Source organism: Mesorhizobium sp. M1182, from assembly GCF_040318335.1.
Lineage (GTDB): Bacteria > Pseudomonadota > Alphaproteobacteria > Rhizobiales > Rhizobiaceae > Mesorhizobium.
The window spans coordinates 46,922-65,750 of the sequence record NZ_JAMYMD010000013.1 but is presented as its reverse complement, the minus strand read 5'-3'; the positions used below and the strand labels follow the sequence as shown (position 1 = coordinate 65,750).

14 protein-coding genes and 1 tRNA gene are annotated in these 18,829 nt (G+C 63.0%); 5 read left to right on the top strand and 10 right to left on the bottom strand.

Going from position 1 to position 18,829, the window contains the following annotated elements:
- Positions 1–34 precede the first annotated feature (34 nt).
- A complete protein-coding gene (xseA, locus tag NKH33_RS17470) occupies positions 35–1,600 on the top strand; it encodes an exodeoxyribonuclease VII large subunit (protein ID WP_352920781.1) in 1,566 nt (521 codons plus the stop codon).
- 28 nt (positions 1,601–1,628) lie between these two features.
- The gene (locus NKH33_RS17465) at positions 1,629–2,756 is read left to right on the top strand and encodes a DmpA family aminopeptidase (RefSeq protein ID WP_352920779.1); all 1,128 of its coding nucleotides are present in this window, start codon (positions 1,629–1,631) and stop codon (positions 2,754–2,756) included.
- A 62-nt stretch (positions 2,757–2,818) separates the two neighbouring features.
- On the opposite strand, the gene NKH33_RS17460 is transcribed toward NKH33_RS17465, so the two are convergent.
- The 4 genes from NKH33_RS17460 to NKH33_RS17445 all read right to left on the bottom strand — a co-directional run bounded on the left by NKH33_RS17460 (position 2,819) and on the right by NKH33_RS17445 (position 5,502).
- Positions 2,819–3,073: a hypothetical protein gene (locus NKH33_RS17460; RefSeq protein ID WP_352920777.1), complete on the bottom strand. Its 255-nt coding sequence runs from the start codon at positions 3,071–3,073 to the stop codon at positions 2,819–2,821.
- A 511-nt stretch (positions 3,074–3,584) separates the two neighbouring features.
- Positions 3,585–3,929 carry an Atu4866 domain-containing protein gene (locus NKH33_RS17455; protein WP_352920775.1) on the bottom strand — a complete coding sequence of 115 codons (345 nt, stop codon included), beginning with the start codon at positions 3,927–3,929 and terminating at the stop codon, positions 3,585–3,587.
- On the bottom strand, positions 3,929–4,657 hold the full coding sequence (locus NKH33_RS17450) for an SDR family oxidoreductase (protein WP_352472701.1): 729 nt from the start codon (positions 4,655–4,657) through the stop codon (positions 3,929–3,931). The genes NKH33_RS17455 and NKH33_RS17450 overlap by 1 nt, the downstream gene beginning before the upstream one ends.
- 92 nt (positions 4,658–4,749) lie before the next feature.
- The gene (locus NKH33_RS17445; RefSeq protein ID WP_352920773.1) at positions 4,750–5,502 is read right to left on the bottom strand and encodes an SDR family NAD(P)-dependent oxidoreductase; all 753 of its coding nucleotides are present in this window, start codon (positions 5,500–5,502) and stop codon (positions 4,750–4,752) included.
- A 138-nt stretch (positions 5,503–5,640) separates the two neighbouring features.
- Between NKH33_RS17445 and NKH33_RS17440 the strand changes: the two genes are divergently transcribed.
- On the top strand, positions 5,641–6,549 hold the full coding sequence (locus tag NKH33_RS17440) for a LysR family transcriptional regulator (RefSeq protein WP_352920771.1): 909 nt from the start codon (positions 5,641–5,643) through the stop codon (positions 6,547–6,549).
- A gap of 60 nt (positions 6,550–6,609) precedes the next feature.
- On the opposite strand, the gene NKH33_RS17435 is transcribed toward NKH33_RS17440, so the two are convergent.
- Positions 6,610–6,686 (bottom strand) — tRNA-His (locus tag NKH33_RS17435).
- 339 nt (positions 6,687–7,025) lie between these two features.
- Complete coding sequence (locus tag NKH33_RS17430) at positions 7,026–7,484, bottom strand: phasin (RefSeq protein WP_254819298.1); 459 nt, start codon at positions 7,482–7,484, stop codon at positions 7,026–7,028.
- Between the two features lie 253 nt (positions 7,485–7,737).
- Between NKH33_RS17430 and NKH33_RS17425 the strand changes: the two genes are divergently transcribed.
- Entirely contained in the window at positions 7,738–11,484 is a 3,747-nt protein-coding gene (locus NKH33_RS17425) for a PAS domain S-box protein (protein ID WP_352920769.1), read from the top strand.
- A gap of 281 nt (positions 11,485–11,765) precedes the next feature.
- Here the strand turns inward: NKH33_RS17425 and NKH33_RS17420 are convergent, their stop codons facing one another.
- Positions 11,766–13,724: an acetoacetate--CoA ligase gene (locus NKH33_RS17420; protein WP_352920767.1), complete on the bottom strand. Its 1,959-nt coding sequence runs from the start codon at positions 13,722–13,724 to the stop codon at positions 11,766–11,768.
- A 283-nt stretch (positions 13,725–14,007) separates the two neighbouring features.
- Here NKH33_RS17420 and NKH33_RS17415 point away from each other — a divergent pair, with 283 nt between their 5' ends.
- Entirely contained in the window at positions 14,008–15,858 is a 1,851-nt protein-coding gene (locus tag NKH33_RS17415; RefSeq protein ID WP_352768122.1) for an AsmA family protein, read from the top strand.
- Between the two features lie 9 nt (positions 15,859–15,867).
- Here NKH33_RS17415 and NKH33_RS17410 read toward each other — a convergent pair whose 3' ends face one another.
- From NKH33_RS17410 to NKH33_RS17400, 3 genes are read right to left on the bottom strand one after another with little or no spacing between them, the layout of a single operon-like run.
- A complete protein-coding gene (locus NKH33_RS17410) occupies positions 15,868–16,686 on the bottom strand; it encodes an ABC transporter permease (RefSeq protein ID WP_023677454.1) in 819 nt (272 codons plus the stop codon).
- Positions 16,683–17,651, bottom strand: a complete 969-nt coding sequence (locus tag NKH33_RS17405) for an ABC transporter permease subunit (protein WP_352920765.1) — start codon at positions 17,649–17,651, stop codon at positions 16,683–16,685. The genes NKH33_RS17410 and NKH33_RS17405 overlap by 4 nt, the downstream gene beginning before the upstream one ends.
- 9 nt (positions 17,652–17,660) lie before the next feature.
- Positions 17,661–18,800 (bottom strand): ABC transporter ATP-binding protein, encoded by a 1,140-nt coding sequence (locus NKH33_RS17400; protein WP_352920763.1) that lies wholly within the window; start codon positions 18,798–18,800, stop codon positions 17,661–17,663.
- Between the last annotated feature and the right edge of the window lie 29 nt (positions 18,801–18,829).

The following is an 18,829-nucleotide window of genomic DNA, read 5'->3' as shown; positions in this document are numbered from 1 at the left end:
TGACGCCGGCCAGCAACCGTCCCCCAATCGGCCGATGAGCGACGCAGCATCCGAATCACGCACCAACGCCACCGAATATACGGTGAGCGAGATTTCCGGCGCGCTGAAGCGTACGGTCGAGGACGTCTTCGGCAATGTACGGGTGCGCGGCGAGATTTCCGGCTATCGCGGACCGCATTCCTCCGGCCATGCCTATTTCTGCCTGAAGGACGATCGCGCGCGGCTCGACGCCGTGGTGTGGAAGACCACGATGAGCCGGCTGAAATTCCGTCCAGAGGAAGGCATGGAGGTGATCGCCACCGGCCGGCTCACCACCTATCCCGGAAAGTCGAACTACCAGATCGTTATCGACAATCTCGAGCCGGCCGGTGCCGGTGCGCTGATGGCGCTGCTGGACGAGCGCAAGCGCCGGCTGCAGGCCGAAGGCCTGTTCGACGCGGCACGCAAGCGGCGGCTGCCGTTCATGCCCTGCGTCATCGGCGTCGTCACATCGCCGACAGGCGCCGTCATCCGCGACATCATCCACCGCATCAAGGACCGGTTTCCACTGCACGTGCTCGTCTGGCCGGTGCGGGTGCAGGGCGAGACGGCGGGTGCGGAAGTGACCGCTGCCGTCAACGGCTTCAACGCACTGCCATGGGACGGCGCCATCGCGCGGCCCGATCTGTTGATCGTGGCACGCGGCGGCGGCAGCCTGGAGGATCTGTGGGGCTTCAACGACGAAGCCCTCGCGCGGGCCGTCGCCGCTTCGGGCATTCCGGTGATTTCCGCGGTCGGCCACGAGACCGACTGGACGCTGATCGATCTGGCTGCGGATGTGCGGGCGCCGACGCCGACAGGCGCCGCCGAGATCGCCGCGCCGGTCAAGGTCGACCTCGAAGCCACGCTTGCCGGCCTTGGCGCGCGGTTGAAGACCGCACTGTCGCGCAATTTCGAACGCAAGCGGCAGGCGGCACGCGCGGCCGCCCGTGCGCTGCCCTCGCCCGACCAGTTGCTGGCGCTGCCACGGCGGCGCTTCGACGAGGCGACGAGCCGGCTCGGCCGGGCGCTGTCGGTCAGCGTCGAGCGCAAGCGAGCCAGGCTTCTGGGGCAGCGGCTGACGCCGGCGACCTTGTCGCGGCGCATGAACGAAGCCCGCACTCTGACGCGCCGCGACCTCGCCCGTGCGCAAGCGGCTTTCTTCGCCATCGTGCGCGAGCGTCGAGCGCGGTTTTCGCGCACGGCGACCAGACTGTCACCGGCGCCGATCGCCAGACGGCAGAAACTGCAAGGCGATGCACTGCTGGCACTGACACGGCGGCAGGACCAGGCGATTTCAAGACGGCTGGACCGCCTGCGTGGAAAACTGACGCAGGCCGACCGGCTGCTGGCGACGCTCTCGCACAAGGCCGTGCTGGCGCGAGGCTTTGCGCTGGTCAAGGATGTGGACGGCGCCGTGGTCAAGCACGCGGCAGAAGTTGTGTCGGGGATGGCGCTTTCACTGGAGTTCGCCGACGGCACCGCCGATGCAGTCGCCATCAGTGGCACGACGCGGCCGAAGACGGTTGCCAAGCCCGCGGCCAAGCTCAAGGCGCCGGGCGGCCAAGGTTCGCTTTTCTGAGGGTGACCAAGACTTCTTTGAGGGTGAAATGACCGACCCGCATCTTGCGACGCCCTCGGGCAAACTGCGCGCCCGTGCCTTCGCGATCCCATTCGAGGGCGCGCCAGGCCGCTTCAACGCCATCACCGATGTGCCTGGCGTGATGGTCGGCTATACGACGCTGATCTCAGGGGATGGGCCGCTCGTCGTCGGCAAGGGTCCGGTACGCACCGGCGTGACCGCGATCCTGCCACGGCCCAGAGACGAGTTGGCCGTCCCGGCGTTTGCCGGCGTGTTCAGTGCCAATGGCAATGGCGAACTGACCGGCTCGCATCTGATAGAGGAGCTCGGAGCGTTCAATCTTCCCATCACCATCACCAACACGCATTCCTGCGGCGTCAGCCGCGACGCAACGTTGCGCTGGATGCAGACGGTGCTGCCGCAATCGCTCGACAGCGCCTGGGCGCTGCCGGTGGCGGGCGAGACTTACGACGGCTTCCTGAACGATATCAACGGCCACCATGTGAGCTTCGAGCAGGTGTTTTCCGCGCTCGAAACGGCTGAAAGCGGGCCGATCGAAGAGGGCAGCGTCGACGGCGGCACAGGCATGATCACCTTCGGCTTCAAGGCAGGGTCCGGCACATCCTCGCGCAGCGTCGACTGGAATGGGGAGCGTTTCACGATCGGCTGCTTCGTCCAGTCGAATTTCGGTGCACGACGAAACCTCGTGATCCGTGGCATCAGAGCCGGAGCGGAACTCGCCGAACCGGCGACCCGGGACAACACGCCGCGAGCGGAAAAGAGCTCCATCATCGCGATCGTCGCCACCGATGCGCCATTCATGCCGCACCAGTTGAAACGGCTGGCGAAACGCGTGCCGCTCGGCGTCGCGCTGACCGGCGGCTATGGATATAATTCATCCGGCGATATTTTTCTGGCCTTCAGCACGGCCAATGCCGATGCGGCGCGCGGCGCGGCCGGCAAGCTGGTCAGCGCCGGCTATATACCGGATGCCGACATCAACCCGTTCTTCGACGCCGTCGTTCAGAGCGTGGAAGAGGCAATCCTCAATGCTCTGGTCGCCAATGAAGACATGACCGGGCGCGACGACAATTTCGTGCCAGCGTTGCCGGAAGCATGGCTCGAGGAGAGATTTGGCAAAGCTGCGCGGCGATAAGACCGCGCAACTGCATCAGACAGGCAATGTTCGCCCGGCAGGTTTTGCCGGGGGGCGGTCCGTCAGCCGGCAGGCCTGTTGGAATTCCGCTCGTCCTGATCGGCCTCGGCCGCCTCTTCGAGCCTCGAAGCAATGAGCTCCTGAATGTCGCCGACCTCTTCCTGGATATCCTCCAGGGGTATGCCGGCTTCGGCGGCCTTGGCCGCACATTCCCTGGCGAGGGTCTCGGCCTGCTTCTCGATCCTGGCTGGCGAGGGCTGGCAGTGGACTTTTTCGCCAATCCACCCGCGCAAGAACTCGATTGCGTGTTCACTCATACTGCTGTTTCCCTAGCGGCTATGCCGGTTGGTAATCATAAACGTCGGCATCTTCGAAAAGATGCGTGCTGCCATTCGAGCCGAGTCGGCTTCGCCCGGCAAGCCGAACTTGTCCGAGGTCCACAGAGCTGAAGGGAATGGAGGGTTCAAGGAGCACGTTCTAGTTCTTGAGGACTGATTCTCTCGACGAAACTCGTTCGACCCGCGCTATTGTTTCTATTTGCTTTTTTTCGGTTTTCAAGCCGTTTTAGATCACAATAGATGTCACAATAGCTAGCACATTTACCGCGCTCTCGCCGGCACGACGTAAGAGGCGAGCCGTCAAAGCCGCCGCTATATAGTGATAACCATTTGCAATGTCGACTCTGCTTGCGGTCCTGCTTCTTTCCGCCGCGCTTGCTGGGAGATATGTGGTGTGACGGGCCTTGCCGTGCAAGCTGCCGAGCGCCTCATGCAAGGCATGCAATAGCGTCTTGTGGAAACCCTGAAGTGCTTGTCTCAGGGTGGCTCTCTACCGCTGGCGGTAAAGGATCATGCCGGCATGATAGAGGACGCCTTCGACGAACTCACCATCCGCGGTGAAGCCCGTATCGTCCCAGTATTCTATGTGGCTGCCGTGCACTTCATAGCGTCCCCGGTAGGCGCTTTCGCGGTCACCGCGCGCTTCGTCATAACGGCCGTTCGCCAGGAGTTCGTGCCTGATATGGCGATCCTCGGTGACCCACATTCCGACATAGGGATGAGCTTGGTGCGTCATTGGTTCCTCCGCAAGGATTGGAGTTGCAGGAAGGGTCAGGCCGGTTGGAGCTACAGCAACGGCAATACCCGTAAGCACTGCGGCCAAAGTGGATCGCATCAATGCGCCGCCTTCGTCGGACGCACGACTATCTCGTTGACGTCGACATCGTCGGGCTGTTCGATTGCATAGCGCACAGCCCTGGCGATGGCATCGGGTTGCAGGGCAATAGCACGCCAGCTTTTCATGGCGGCGGCAGCGGCTTCGTCGGAGATCATGTTCGCCAGCTCGCTTTCCACCACGCCAGGATGAATGCAGGTTACGCGGATATCGTCACTCTCCTGGCGGAGCCCATCGGAAATCGCGCGGACAGCGTATTTCGTTGCGCAATAGACGGCAGCCGTGGGCGAGACGGCCAGTGCGCCAATGGAACCGATATTGATGATGTGACCGGAGCCGCGTGCCGTCATCTCGGGCAGAACCGCCGCGACGCCGTACAGAACACCCTTGATGTTGACGTCCACCATCAGCTCCCACTCGTCGACCTTCATGGCTGCCATGGCCGACAGCGGCATGACGCCCGCATTGTTGACGATGACATCGACCTGGCCCCATTCGGCCCGGGCTGCCTCGGCGAATGCTGCGACATCCGCCCTCCTGGTGACGTCGAGCGCTCGCACGCGAACCGTTCCACCAGATGCCTCGATTTCGGCCGCAAGCGCTTCAAGGCGGTCGGTGCGGCGTGCGCCGAGCATCAGCTTCGCACCTGCCGCGCCAAGCTCGCGGGCAATGCCAGCGCCGATGCCGCTGGAGGCACCGGTGATCAGAACAACTCTGTTCATGGTCATCGAGATGGTCCTTTTGGTCTGTGATTATTTTCACGATGTGAAGGGATTGGGTGCGGGTGAGCTCCCGCGGCGCGCCGGCCCTATTGGGGGGCTCACTGGGCGGTGTAGCCGCCATCGACCAGAAGCAAGGCCCCGGTGATGAAGCTGGACGCCGGCGAGGCAAGAAAGGCGATGGCCTCGGCAACTTCTTGCGGCTGGCCGATCCGGCCGATTGGATGCGCGCCGCCGAAGCTGCGCAGCATCTCCCGGCCATTCTCCACCACGCCTTCCATGATGTCGGTTTCGATCACGCCAGGGGCAACGGCGTTGCAGCGAATGCCCATGCGCCCGTATTCGATCGCGATCACCTTGGTCAGCTGTGCGACAGCCGCCTTGGAGGAGGCATAGGCCGCCTGCGTCTCGAAGGCCGCGACGGCCGAGATCGATGAGACATTGACGATCGCGCCGCTACCGCCGGCGGCCATCAATTCCACTGCGGCACGGGCAGTGACGAAGCTGCCGCGCGCGTTGATCTGCAGAATGCCGTCATAGTCGTCGACCGAGGTCTCAGTCAGTCGTTTGTTGAGCGTGCGACCGGCATTGTTCACGACGATGTCCAGTCGTCCGAAGCGCTTCGCGGCGAGTTCGACCGAGCGTCTGGCCAGGTGCTCGTCGGCGACATCGCCGACCAGCGTTGCCACATCCTCGGCTTCCAATTCGCGTACGCTGTCGCTGAGATCGCTTGCCACGATCCGGGCACCCCGCGCCCGCAGCAGTTCCGCCGCGCAACGGCCGATGCCACGTGCCGCGCCGGTCACGAGGGCGACCTTTCCATCCAGGTTCCAGGAGGAAGGCAGTGATGTCATGGGGTTATCTCCTTGGTCAGCCGGCATCGACCTGGATCGGGGGATCAAGCCTTTCTTGCCGTTGCGACAGAGATAGAGCCATGGCATTGTCGCGATAACCCGCCCGCCGTTAACCTATATGGTAAGTTTGGCTAACCAATGGACATCGATCTCAATGCAATTGCTGTCTTCGTCACCGTGGCCGAGGAACGCAATTTTCGCGCTGCGGCAGACCGGTTGGGCGTGACGCGCTCAGCGGTCAGCCAGAGCATCCTCAGGCTTGAACAGCGCCTTGGCATCGCATTGCTGCAGCGCACGACACGCAGCGTCAACCTGACCGAAGCGGGCGAGCGCCTGCTGGCGAGCGTCGCACCGGCGATCGCCGACGTGAACGCGGCAATCGAAGCCACCACGGAGTTGCTGGATCGCCCGCGCGGCCGCCTGCGGATCGCGGTTTCGTCGATCGCAGAGGCCTTTCTGTCAGGACCGTTGCTGGCGTCCTTTGCAGAAAGGTTTCCCGAGGTGCATCTGGATATTGTGGTCACCGACGAGGAATTCGACATCGTTGCCGAAGGCTATGATGCGGGAGTGAGGCTCGGCGAAGTAATCGAGCAGGACATGATTGCCGTGCCGGTATCGGGCGATCAGCGACAGATGGCCGTCTGCGCCCCGCGCTATCTCGAAAAGTTCGGAGCACCCGTCCATCCGCGTGAGCTTGTGGCTCATCGCTGTATCGGGTGGCGGCCGGCGCCGGGAGTTTCGCCCTATCGCTGGGAGTTCGGCGAGGACGGGCGCGAGTTCGACGTGGCGGTTGCGCCCGAGATCACTGCCAACGACATGTGGCTGATGATCCGGCTGGCCGTTGCAGGCGCCGGGATCACGTTCGGCATGGCCGATACATTCCGCCCCTGGCTCGACCGCGGCGAGCTCGTGCCAATCCTCGACGGCTATTTTCCGCCGTTTGCGGGTTTCTATCTCTACTTCCCAAGCCGACGGAATATCGCGCCGAAGCTGAGAGCCCTCGTGGATCACCTGCGCGCCACGCGCCAGGCGCGGGATCGCAGGTAACCGCAACCGGATCGTAGAGATCGCTTGCGCTATTGGTCAGAAACCTGGCTGAAAGCTGAATGGTACCGTTGGCTGGGATCGAACCAGCGACCTCCGGATCCACAATCCGGCGCTCTAACCATCTGAGCTACAACGGCACGTTTGCCTGAGCGGGATCGAGATGAAACGTTCGGGACCCGCTCTGTCGTTCGGCGATGCGTCCATACGGGCTATCGGAGTTTAATTCAAGGCTTTTGGCAAGGCAAAAGCTCGCTCCGGCATCGAGTCATTTTCCGCCGGACAAAAGAAAAGGCCGGCGGGAGGAGGTGCCGGCCTTTTCCTGTTACGAGCCAGCGGGAGGAGGTGCTGGCTGGTCACCCCGGTGGGCAGAGGGAGGAGGTTCCACCCGCCGGGTATTCACTTAAACCACTATATCGCACATCTATTTGTCTGACGAAATGCGACCTTTTGATGCATCGTCAAACTGTGCGCAAATATTAGGCGATCTTGATTTCTTTCACGGCCTTCTCGAACGCGGTCTTGATCGGCTTCGATACGTCCTCGGCCGCCTTGGCAGCAACCGCCTGGAAGTCCTTAGCCTGCTCGACGGTCATTTCGACGCGCTTGCGCAGGAAAGCGGTCTGCAACTCGACGACTTCCGACAGCGACTTGGCGCCGATCAGCGCTTCGAAATGCGAGAAGCCGGCTTCGGCATTGGCGCGCAGGGCGGCGATGGTCTTGAGCGACAGGTCGCTGGAAACGGACTTGGCGGTTTCGTAGGTCGACTCCAGAGCCTTCTGGGTCTCCTCGGCGCCGGTCTTCAGCTTGGCGTAGGCCTCTTTCGACTGCTCGACGCCCTTTTCGGCGAAGGCACGGATCTGGTCGGTGGCCTTCGAAGCGTCGAAGCTCGGGAATTCTACGTTTTCGATCGTTTCAGCGGTCTTGGTCCTGGACATTTTCCATCCTTTTCAGCGGCAGCGGCTTTGACAAAATGCCGTCTCGTTCATCTATCATGGCAATATAAAGGCAAATTTTGTGCATTGCAACATGTTTGTTGCATCGCACCATAAAATATTTGGTTCGCGGCGTTAACCACGCGCCTAGAGATTCCGCTGGTTGCACGCTATGACTTGTGGACCTTCGCGCCGTCGGCTTTTATTAACAAAGCGTTAACCGCAAATTGCCCGCTCTGTGAGGGTCGCCAAGCGCATGCCGGCTGAAAACTACTCCTTCCTTGACGTCGCCGTGCTCGACGCCGTCCGCCTGCGCTTCGCCGCAGGCGACGCGATCGCCATTCTGTCGGCAGATCTCGAGCAGGTGATCTGGGCCAACGGGCCCGGCGCGGCGGTATTCGGCTACCCGGACATCGGCGCTATCATCGGCGCCTCGGCAGGGTTGCCGCTGATCGCCCGGCGCCAGATCATGGCAACCAGCGGTTTTCCGCAGATCGGCCGCGACCGTGCCATCATGGTCCGGCTGGCGACCGGCCTGACCAGCCGCGCGGTCGGCTTCCTGGCCAGCGCAGTGACCATGCCCGATGGCGAGGAAGCCATCATGCTGGCCTTGCCGGCGGCGCAGACCGGCTCGCGAAGCGCCGCCGAGATCGCCGACCGCGCCATCGGTGGCTTTACGGAAGACGGCCACTACATCGCCTTTGTCGATGCCAAGGGCAATATCGCCGCCGCATCGGACGGCTTTTCGGCGCTCGGCATCCGGCCTGAGACGCTGGCCGCGCTTGTCGCCGACGTGGCGAACGAGAGCGACCGCATCGTCAAGCGCCTGGTTCCGGGTGGGTCCAGCTCCTATCCCGCGGGCCTTGCCCGGCTGACGGAAGAGCGGCACCTGCTGGTGGTGATCGACGAGGACCGGCTTGACGGCGAGGCTCCCGATGGCGAACGCGCCGGCGGGGAAACCGAGGCGGCAGCGGCACCGAGCGGTGGCGATCTTCCCCAGCCAACTGACCAGGACAACGAGCAGCCGATCGCCAGCAGCGGCGCGGCGGAGATCGACCTTGCAGCGATGGAAGGCACCTCAGCATCGGCCGAGCACGAACCTGCCGACGCGGCCGACGATCACCGCACGGTTGGCGAAACGCCGACGCAGCATGACCATTGGTACTTCAATGCCGGCGACGACACGCAGGTCCCGCCCGGGGCAGCTGCGTCCGGCGAAGTCGAGACCAGCCCGGACGCTTCGCAGGCCAGCCCGGATACTTCGCCGGAAAGCGCCGCAAAAGCCACCAAAGCCGCCTCGCCGGCCGAACACCGCGCTTCGGCGATCGATCGCACCGCCGCGCCCATGCGTTTCGTCTGGCGTACCGACGCGGAGGGCCATTTCAGCGCCCTGTCGCCGGAATTTGCCGAGCTCGTCGGCAAGCCTGCCGCCGACGTGATCGGCCGCCGCTTCGAGGATGTTTCGGCCGCCTATGGCCTCGATGCTTCTGGCGAGATTGCCGGCCTGCTCGAACGGCGCGACACCTGGTCCGGCCGCTCCGTGCTGTGGCCGGTCGCCGGCACCGATCTGAAGATACCCGTCGATCTGGCGGCGCTCCCGGTTTACAGCCGCAGCCGCGTTTTCGAAGGTTTTCGCGGTTTCGGCGTGGCCAGGAGCGGCGATGCGGTGGTCGATCCGGATGCCGTCGGCATGGCCCTTGTCGCCGAGGAGAAACCTGCCGCGACCATCGGGCCGAAAGCCGTCGAACCTCTCCCCGAGACACCTAAACCCGCCGATCCGTTCAGGGGCGAAGTGCCGGCATTGACCATCGTGCCAAAACCCGAGCGGCGCTTTGCCGACAAGGTGATCCGGCTGGCCGAGCACCGGCAGCCGGCAAACGACAAGGGCCTGTCGACGCTGGAACGCAGCGCGTTTCGCGAGATTGGCGAGCGTCTCAAGAAGGACAGCACCCCGGCCGAAGAGCAGCCCAGCGCCGGAAAGCAGAAGCCGGTTGAGAAAGTCGAGGCAGCCGGCAAGGCCGACGAGCCAAAGCTGAAAGAAGCTGGGCTGGGGGACAAGGGTGAGATGCCGGCGCAAGGTCCGGAAAGCGAGGCGGCTGCCGCCGAACCGCCCGAGGCCGATGCCGAGGACCAGAAGGACCTCGCCCGACTTGACGGCGAGCAGCCGGATGAGGCGGAAGCAGAGGCGCAAGCCGGCGAACCCGTCACACGCCCTGTTTCCGGATCGCTGCTCGACTATGCCGACCGCGAACCCAGCGATGAGGCGCAGGAAGGCGTTGAGCCCAGCACGAACCGTCGAACGATCGTCGCCGAAGCGCCGCGGGATGGCGACGACGACAGCATGACGGCCGAAGACTTCCGTGACGCCGAGGACAGCGAGGATTGGTCCGAGGACAGCGCAGCCGCAGCCGACGCTGCCGGCCAGGTGCCGCCCGTCGAGCGGCCGCAGGCACCACCGCTCAAACTCGACGGCTTCGTGCCGTCGGCGTTTGCCGGAGAGGACAACACGGGGCCGGATACCTCGATCCTCGGCAAGCTGCCAGTGCCGGTGCTTATCCATTCCGGCGACCAGCTGCATTACGCGAACGACGAATTCCTCGGATTGACCGGCTATGCGACGCTCAATGCCCTGGACGAGGCTGGCGGGCTCGGCGCGCTGTTTGCCGACCCTTATGCCGACGACGGCAGTTCGGATGGCGGCGACCGCGCTCTGCGGCTGAAAACGCGCGAAGGTCAGGAGTTTCCGATCGATGCGATTTTACGCTCCGTGCCCTGGGGAAACGGCAAGGCGCTGATGCTGGTCGTACGTCGTTCCGGCGACGACGAGGCAGCAGCCATTCCACATGGCGCCGCCGAAGACCAAACGCAGCCGGATGTTTCCGAGCTCAAGGCACGTATTGCCGAAATGCGCACTATCATCGACACCGCCACCGACGGCGTCGTGCTGATCGGCCGCAACGGAACGATCCGTTCAATTAGCCGTCCGGCGGAAGCGCTGTTCGGCTTCGACAGCGACGAGGTGACCGGCAAACCGTTCGTCTCGCTGTTTGCGATCGAAAGCCAGCGCGCGGCGCGTGACTATCTCGAGGGGTTGTCGGAGCCCGGCGTTGCAAGCGTGATGAACGATGGCCGCGAGGTGATCGGGCGCGAGGCGCAGGGGCGTTTCATTCCGCTGTTCATGACCATCGGCAGGCTGCCCAACGACAGCGGCTTCTGTGCGGTGGTGCGCGATATCACCCAGTGGAAGCGGGCCGAAGAGGACTTGACCCAGGCGCGCGCAGTCGCCGAACGCGCTTCGTCGCAGAAGACCGATTTTCTGGCCCGCATCAGCCACGAGATCCGCACGCCGCTCAACGCCATAATCGGCTTTTCCGAGCTGATGGTCGACGAGAAATTCGGGCCGGTGGCCAATGACCGTTATCGCGACTATCTGCGCGACATCAACCGTTCGGGCAACCACGTTCTCGACCTGGTCAACGACCTGCTCGACATTTCGAAAATCGAGGCCGGCCAGCAGGAGATGGCCTATGAGGCGGTGTCGCTTAACGACACACTGGCCGAAACCGTGGCGATGATGCAGCCGCAAGCGAACCGGGAACGCGTCATCATCCGCTCCAGCTTCGCCTCGCGGCTGCCGGAAGTGGTGGCCGATCTGCGCAGCGTGCGGCAGATCGCGCTCAACATCCTGTCGAACGCCGTCCGCTACACGCAGGCTGGCGGCCAGGTGATCGTGTCGACGGCTTACGAGATCTCCGGCGATGTCGTCATGCGCGTGCGCGATACCGGCATCGGCATGAGCCAGTCCGAGATCGAGCAGGCGCTGAAGCCGTTCAAGCAGATCAATGCGCTGAAGCGCGGCCGTGGCGACGGCACGGGTCTTGGGCTGCCGCTGACCAAGGCGATGGTCGAAGCGAACCGGGCCCGGTTCACCATCAACTCGACGCCCGGCGAGGGAACCCTGGTCGAAGTCGCCTTTCCCTCGACCCGCGTGCTCGCCGGTTAGCTATGGTTGCGCAAGAAAAAAGGCGTCCAACAGGACGCCTTGAGAAATTGGAATTGCTGTCACAACGGGGCTTGAGCGAATCAGATCCTCTCGGGGCTAAGAGGAACGGGATTTCTCCCTCAAGTTACGCACGACTATTGATGCCGGGCCTTAACAAATCCTTACCGGCACGCCGGAAAATTTACCAATGTGTACCACTCATGAAATCTAGGTAAATTCCGAAGAGATAATTTGTTAACGATATCTGAGACCTCAAAACGGCGCCACCTTGGATCCCGGGGTCAGTCGGCAAGCTGCGGCAGGCTGCGGAACAGCTCGAGCGCTTCGGGATTGGCGAGCGCTTCCTTGTTCTTGATGGCGCGGCCGTGCACCATGTCGCGTACCGCGAGCTCGGTGATCTTGCCCGATTTGGTTCGCGGAATATCGCTGACGGCGACGATCTTGGCCGGCACATGGCGCGGGCTCGCCCCGCTGCGGATTTTCGCGCGGATGCGTTTTTCCAGCTCGGCGTCGAGCTCAACGCCGGCCGCCAGCCGCACGAACAGCACGACGCGCACGTCATTGTCGAAATCCTGGCCGATGCATAGCGCTTCGAGGATTTCCGGCATCTGCTCGACCTGATTGTAGATCTCCGCCGTGCCGATCCTGACACCGCCCGGATTGAGCGTGGCGTCGGAACGGCCATGGATGATCAGGCCGCCATGGACGGTCCATTCGGCGAAATCACCGTGGCACCAGACATCGTCGAAACGTTCGAAATAGGCGGCTTTGTATTTCCTGCCGTCAGGGTCGTTCCAGAAGCCGATCGGCATAGCCGGAAACGCCTTGGTGCAGACGAGCTCGCCCTTCTCCTGGCGGAGCGGGCGGCCGTCATCGTCCCAGACATCGACGGCAAGGCCGAGCCCGGGCCCTTGGATCTCGCCGGTCCATACCGGTTCGATCGGCACGCCGAGCACGAAGCAGGAGACGATATCGGTGCCGCCGGAAATCGAAGCCAGATGCACGTCCTTCTTGATGCCTTCATAGACGAAGCGGAAATCTTCCGGCGATAGCGGCGAGCCGGTCGATGAGATGGTGCGCACGCTGGAAAGATCATGCGTGCGGATCGGCTTCAGGCCGGCCTTGCGCACGGAATCGATGAATTTGGCCGAGGTGCCGAAATAGGTCATCTTTTCGGCATCGGCGAAGTCGAACAGCGCATTGCCGTCCGGGTAGAACGGCGAGCCGTCGTAGAGCAGCAAGGTGGCGCCCGATGCCAGGCCTGATACCAGCCAGTTCCACATCATCCAGCCGCAGGTGGTGAAGTAGAAGAAGCGGTCGCCGTCGAGCAGGCCGGCATGCAGCCGTTCTTCCTTGACGTGCTGGATCAGCGTTCCGCCGGCCGAATGGACAATGCATTTGGGAATGCCGGTCGTGCCCGATGAAAACAGGATGTACAGCGGATGCGAAAACGGCAGCCTTTCGTAGGCGACAGGCCTTGCGGCAAAGGGTGACAGCGCCTCTTCCAGCGCAGCCGCCTTGCCGATGGTCGCGGCGACGTCGAGCGAGGTGCCGAGATAGTCGACAATGAGGACTTTGCGGACGGTGGCGAGCTTGCCCGCCACGGCCGCGATCTTGTCGGCGACTTCGATCGCCTTGCCATTGTACCAGTAGCCGTCCGGCGCGATGAACACGACAGGCTCGATCTGGCCGAACCGGTCGAGAACCCCCTGCTCGCCGAAATCTGGGGAGCAGGACGACCAGACCGCGCCGATCGAGGCGGCCGCCAGCATCGCAGCAACGGTCTCCGGCATGTTGGGCATCATCGCGGCGATGCGGTCGCCCTTCTTCACCTTGAGTGACAGGAAAAGCTGCTGCAGGCGCGAGGTCAGCGCATGCAGCTCGTTCCAGGACAGCCGCCGCTCGACCTTGTCCTCGCCGCGAAAGACGATTGCGTCGCCAAGCCCGGTTTTCTTGAGGAGATTCTCGGCGAAGTTCAGCTTTGCCTCAGGAAAGAAGGTCGCGCCGGGCATCTTGTTGCCATCGACCAGCACGCGTTCGCCCTTGTCGCCGACGATGCCACAAAAGTCCCAGACCAGGCTCCAGAAGGTCTCGCGATCATCGATCGACCAGCGATGCAGGTCGGCATAGGAGGAGAAAACCTTGCCGGCCATGTTCGCCGCGGCGTTCATGAAGGCGGTCATCGGCGCCGCGTCGATCTGCTCTTGCGTCGGGATCCAGAGCGGTGCGTCGTCAGCCATCTTTGTTCCTCCTCAAAGCACGTCACGTTTGAAGAGATTCACGCGACGCGCTTTAAACTTTTGTCTTTATGCATGTCGTTTATCCCAAAACCGCTGCGCACTTTTGGGCGACATGCATTGGCATCGCTTATGCATATCGCGATGCAGCAGAGCAAGATTTTGTTGGACCGCGCCGGTCAGGGTGTGCGCAAATGCCATCGCCGGGCCATAAAGACTTGAAATGCGTCAGCCGTCGGTTACACCCGTCGGGCGATTTTGTCGGAATGGAAGCATACGGGGCGATATGCCATCACCTTTGATCCGACGCGGAATATGGGCGATCGGCGCAGCCGTCATCGTCATCGCGCTGGTTGTCGCAGCCTTGCCGTTGATCGCCTCGACCCGCATCGTACGCGACCGTATCGCGTGGGAAATGAGCGCGTGGAGCGGTTTCCGGGTCACCATCGACGGCGCGCCGCGTATCGAGGTCTGGCCGAATTTCCGGGCGATCCTGAGCGACGTGACGCTGTCGCAATGGACAGAGACGGATGCGCCGCCCGTGGTCGAGGCCGAACGGGTCGAGGTCGACCTCTCAGCGATGGCGGCGCTGCGTGGCGATGTGGTGTTTTCGACGGCGCGGCTGGTACGACCGACGATCCGGGTTCAGCGTACCGCGAGCGGGTTTTTCCTGCCTGCGATTCCCAGCGGTGGGCGCATTACGCGTTCGATCGATGCTGCCCGCGCGGTGATCAACACAAATCCCGCCAAGCCGGATCTCGGCAAGCTGCCGACAGATCCGTTCGGCACAGTCGAGTTCAGGGACGGCCGCGTAGTGGCTGCCATCGGCGGCAAGGACCAGGAGATATTGAGCAGCCTGAGCGGCCAGGCGAATTGGGCCGCGATGAACAGCAATGCGACGCTGTCGGCGACCGGGATATGGCGCGGCGAAAGTGTTGCCATCGACGCCGCATCGCCGAACCCGCTCGTGCTGTTTGGTGGCGGCACAGCACCGGCCACATTTTCCTTCAAGGCGGCACCGGCCAGTTTTTCGTTCGACGGCCGCGCCAGCATGTCGGAGAACGGCTATTTCGACGGCCAGGCGAAATTCGCCGCACCTTCGCTCCGACGCGTGCTCGAATGGTCGCAGGCCGGCATCGCGCCCGGTGCCGCAATCGGCTCGATCTCGGTTTCAAGCAAGATCACGGCAACGGCCGGGCGCGTCAAATTTGAAAACACGGCCCTGACCCTCGACAACAACCCGGGAATGGGTGCGCTGGACTTCACCTATGGTGAGGCACTGCCGGTGATCTCCGGCACACTTGCCTTCGATACGCTCGACCTCAGATCATTTCTCTCCGCCTTTACGCCGGTACCATCCGCCGGCGGCACCGGCCCGGGCGAAATCGATACGAGCTTCGCCGACCGGATCAATCTCGATCTCAGGCTGTCGGCGGCGCATGCCACCGCCGGCGCCATCCAGCTTGCCGACGTCGCTGCCACTGCCCAGGTCAAGAACGGCCTTGCCGTCTTCGACATCTCGGATGCATCCGCCTTTGGCGGCAACGTCCAGAGCAGCGTCCGTTTCGACCGCAAGCCCGCCGGCACGGAAGTCGAGATCCGGCTGCTTGCTTCCGATATCGACGGCGGCGCTTTCGGCACCGCGGCCGGGATGACGCGGCTGGTGCCGATCGGCACTGGAACCGTTTCGGTCATCCTCAAGGGGCCTGGCAGAACCTGGGACTCGATTTTCGAAAACGCCAATGGCTCGCTGTCGGCGACGTTCGGCGCGGGTGCGCTGAGCCGGCTTAACCTGCCGGCGTTCCTCAAGCACACCGAACAGGGCGGATTCTTCGCACTGGACGACGTCTCGGACGGAACGCTGCCGATCGACGGGGCCGAACTCAAGGCGAGCGTTTCGAACGGCGTGGCGCGCATCGACAAGGCCGAGGTGAATTCCGCGCAATACAAGATCTGGCTTTCCGGCATCGCATCCTATGCCGGACGCGGGCTGGCGCTGTCCGGCGGCATCGTCCAGCCGAGCCAGGCTGCCACGCAGACGAACGGCCAGGGACCCAATCAGTCGTCCTTCTTCGTCGGCGGCACCTGGAGCACGCCGTTCATCTCGCCGATAAGCCGCGGCGTTTCGGGAGAGTAAGCAGCAGCTTCAACCGCGCTGCGCGGCCTGCTCGTCGCGTTGGCGCTGCACCTCGCGGCGTTTGTTTGCGAGCGAAGCGATGATCACGCCAACTGCGACGACCGCGATCAAGATGGTGCAGGCTGCGTTGATTTCCGGCGTCACGCCAAGGCGGACCTGGCTGTAGATCTTCATCGGCAGCGTCGTGGCGCCGGGTCCCGAGGTGAAGCTGGCAATAACCAAATCGTCGAGCGACAGCGTGAAGGCCAGCATCCAGCCGGAGACGATAGCCGGCATGATGACCGGCAGCGTGATCTGGAAGAAGGTCTTCACCGGTGGCGCACCGAGGTCCATCGCGGCCTCTTCCAGCGAACGATCGAAAGTGATCAGGCGCGACTGAACCACCACCGCGACGAAGCACATGGTCAGCGTGGTGTGGGCAAGCGTCACCGTCAGAAAGCCGCGGTCGAGGCCGACGGCGACGAAGAGCAGCAGCAGCGACAGGCCGGTGATGACTTCCGGCATGACCAGCGGCGCAAACACCATGCCGGAAAACAGAAGCCGGCCGCGAAAGCGCGTGTAGCGTGTCAAGGTGAGCGCCGCCAGCGTGCCGAGCACGGTCGCCACGCTTGCCGAGATGACGCCGACGCGGGCCGTCACCCAGGTGGCGTCCATCAGACCCCGGTTGTGGAACAGCGACACGTACCATTTCGTCGAGAAGCCACCCCAGACGGTAACCAGCTTCGATTCGTTGAAAGAGAACACAACGAGCAGGACGATCGGCAGGTAAAGAAAGGCAAAGCCGAGCACGATCGAAATGATGTTGAAGCGGCTCCAGGTCGCGTTCATTGGTCCTGCTCCTGGGTGCGCGCCTGGGCTCGCTGGAAGAGCATGATCGGCACGATCAGCAGCAGCAGCAAGATGACGGCAACCGCGGACGACACCGGCCAGTCACGGTTGGCGAAGAACTCGTTCCACAGCGTCCTGCCGATCATCAGCGTCTGCGAGCCGCCGAGCAGGTCGGGAATGACGAACTCGCCGACGGCGGGAATGAACACCAGCAGGCAGCCAGCGATGACGCCGGGCAGCGACAGGGGGAAGGTGATCTTCCAAAAGGCGCTGGTCGGCGGACAGCCGAGATCCTTGGCGGCCTCGATCAGAGAATGGTCCATCTTCTCCAAGGACGAATAGAGCGGCAGCACCATGAACGGCAGATAGGAGTAGACGATGCCGATGAAGATCGCCGTATAGGTGTTGAGGATGATCAGCGGTTGGCTGATGATGCCGGTGGCGAGCAGCAGCTGGTTGAGCAGGCCCTCGGGCTTAAGGATGCCGATCCAGGCGTAGACACGGATCAGGAACGAGGTCCAGAACGGCAGGATCACCAGCATCAGCAAGGTCGGGCGAATCGTCGCTGGGGCGCGCGCCATGCCATAGGCTATGGGATAGCCGACCAGCAATGTCAGGACCGTCGAGATGGCGGCGACGATGACGCTCGTCACATAGGCATTGAAATACAGCGCGTCCTGCGCCAGCCAGGTATAGTTGTCGAAATTCAGTGCGCCGAATTCTGAAATAAACCCGGAAATGCCGCTGCGGAAATCAAGCACCGGCGTGTAGGGCGGCATGGCGATCGCCGTCTGCGACAGCGAAATCTTGAAGACGATGATGAAAGGGACGAGAAAGAAGAACAGCAGCCAGAGGTAGGGGATGATGATGACGAGCCGGCTAACGAAGGCCGCTCCCAGCCTGACCAAGGCGGATTTGCCGGCAGCGCTTGCCGGAGAGCTTGTTGCGGCGGTGACAGCGGACATGATCAGTCCCTACCGTGTCAGGACGACGCCGGCGTCGGGGCGGAAAGAAACCCAGGCGCGGTCGTTCCAGGTCAATGGGCCCTCGGTGAGGCGTGCCGCGTTCATGGTGCTCGCCCGCACCACCTGACCGTCGTCCAGCCTGACGTGATAGACGGTCATGTCGCCGAGATAGGCTATGTCGTAGACCTCGCCCTCGATGGCGTTGACGGCACCGGCCGGTTTTATGGAGGACACCTTGATCTTCTCCGGCCGGATGGCGAAGGTGACGGATGTTCCGGCGGCGGCACTGCCGGCATTTTCGGTCCGGATGGTGATGCCGTTGCCGGCATCGATGCTCGCGCTGCCGGCCTCGCCAGCCGCGATCTTGCCGTCGAACATATTCACATTGCCGACGAAGCCGGCGACGAAGCGGGAACCCGGCGCCTCGTAGACCTCGGCCGGCGTCGCGACCTGCATCACCTCGCCCTTGTCGATGATGGCGATGCGGTCGGCCATCGTCATCGCCTCTTCCTGATCATGGGTGACTACGACGAAGGTGAGGCCGAGGTTCTGCTGCAGGTCCATCAGCTCGAACTGGGTTTCCTCGCGCAGCTTCTTGTCCAGCGCACCAAGCGGCTCGTCGAGCAGCAGGACTTTCGGCCGCTTGGCCACCGAGCGCGCGAGCGCGACGCGCTGGCGCTGGCCACCCGACAACTGGTGCGGTTTGCGCTTGGCGAACTGCTCGAGCTTGACCAGCTTCAGCATCTCGGCGACGCGCTTGTCGATGTCGGCCTTGGCCATGCCTTCCTGCTTGAGGCCGAAGGCAATGTTGTTCTCGACCGTCATGTGCGGAAACAAGGCGTAGGACTGGAACATCATGTTGACCGGCCGTCGGTAGGGCGGAATGCCGCGCAGATCCTGGCCGTCGAGCAGGATGCGGCCGGCGGTCGGCTCCTCGAAGCCGGCGAGCATCCTGAGCAGCGTCGATTTCCCGCAGCCTGAGGCCCCCAGCAAGGCAAAGAATTCGCGTTCGAAAATGGTCAGCGACAGGTTGTTGACCGCTGTAAACTCACCGAATTTCTTGGTGACGTTGTCGAACTGGATGTATGGCTTGGCGTTCGGATCGTTCCATGGCGCAAAATCCCTGCGGATGCTGCCAAGCGATTTCATGTCCCACTCCGTCCTGCTGCTTGCCTCAT

What these genes read in the sequence shown, in the direction of transcription:
- xseA (WP_352920781.1), top strand. Translation starts at nt 35, where the DNA reads ATGAGCGACGCAGCATCCGAATCACGCACCAACGCCACCGAATATACG.
- NKH33_RS17465 (WP_352920779.1), top strand. Translation starts at nt 1,629, where the DNA reads ATGACCGACCCGCATCTTGCGACGCCCTCGGGCAAACTGCGCGCCCGT.
- NKH33_RS17460 (WP_352920777.1), bottom strand. Translation starts at nt 3,073, where the DNA reads ATGAGTGAACACGCAATCGAGTTCTTGCGCGGGTGGATTGGCGAAAAA.
- NKH33_RS17455 (WP_352920775.1), bottom strand. Translation starts at nt 3,929, where the DNA reads ATGCGATCCACTTTGGCCGCAGTGCTTACGGGTATTGCCGTTGCTGTA.
- NKH33_RS17450 (WP_352472701.1), bottom strand. Translation starts at nt 4,657, where the DNA reads ATGACCATGAACAGAGTTGTTCTGATCACCGGTGCCTCCAGCGGCATC.
- NKH33_RS17445 (WP_352920773.1), bottom strand. Translation starts at nt 5,502, where the DNA reads ATGACATCACTGCCTTCCTCCTGGAACCTGGATGGAAAGGTCGCCCTC.
- NKH33_RS17440 (WP_352920771.1), top strand. Translation starts at nt 5,641, where the DNA reads ATGGACATCGATCTCAATGCAATTGCTGTCTTCGTCACCGTGGCCGAG.
- NKH33_RS17430 (WP_254819298.1), bottom strand. Translation starts at nt 7,484, where the DNA reads ATGTCCAGGACCAAGACCGCTGAAACGATCGAAAACGTAGAATTCCCG.
- NKH33_RS17425 (WP_352920769.1), top strand. Translation starts at nt 7,738, where the DNA reads ATGCCGGCTGAAAACTACTCCTTCCTTGACGTCGCCGTGCTCGACGCC.
- NKH33_RS17420 (WP_352920767.1), bottom strand. Translation starts at nt 13,724, where the DNA reads ATGGCTGACGACGCACCGCTCTGGATCCCGACGCAAGAGCAGATCGAC.
- NKH33_RS17415 (WP_352768122.1), top strand. Translation starts at nt 14,008, where the DNA reads ATGCCATCACCTTTGATCCGACGCGGAATATGGGCGATCGGCGCAGCC.
- NKH33_RS17410 (WP_023677454.1), bottom strand. Translation starts at nt 16,686, where the DNA reads ATGAACGCGACCTGGAGCCGCTTCAACATCATTTCGATCGTGCTCGGC.
- NKH33_RS17405 (WP_352920765.1), bottom strand. Translation starts at nt 17,651, where the DNA reads ATGTCCGCTGTCACCGCCGCAACAAGCTCTCCGGCAAGCGCTGCCGGC.
- NKH33_RS17400 (WP_352920763.1), bottom strand. Translation starts at nt 18,800, where the DNA reads ATGAAATCGCTTGGCAGCATCCGCAGGGATTTTGCGCCATGGAACGAT.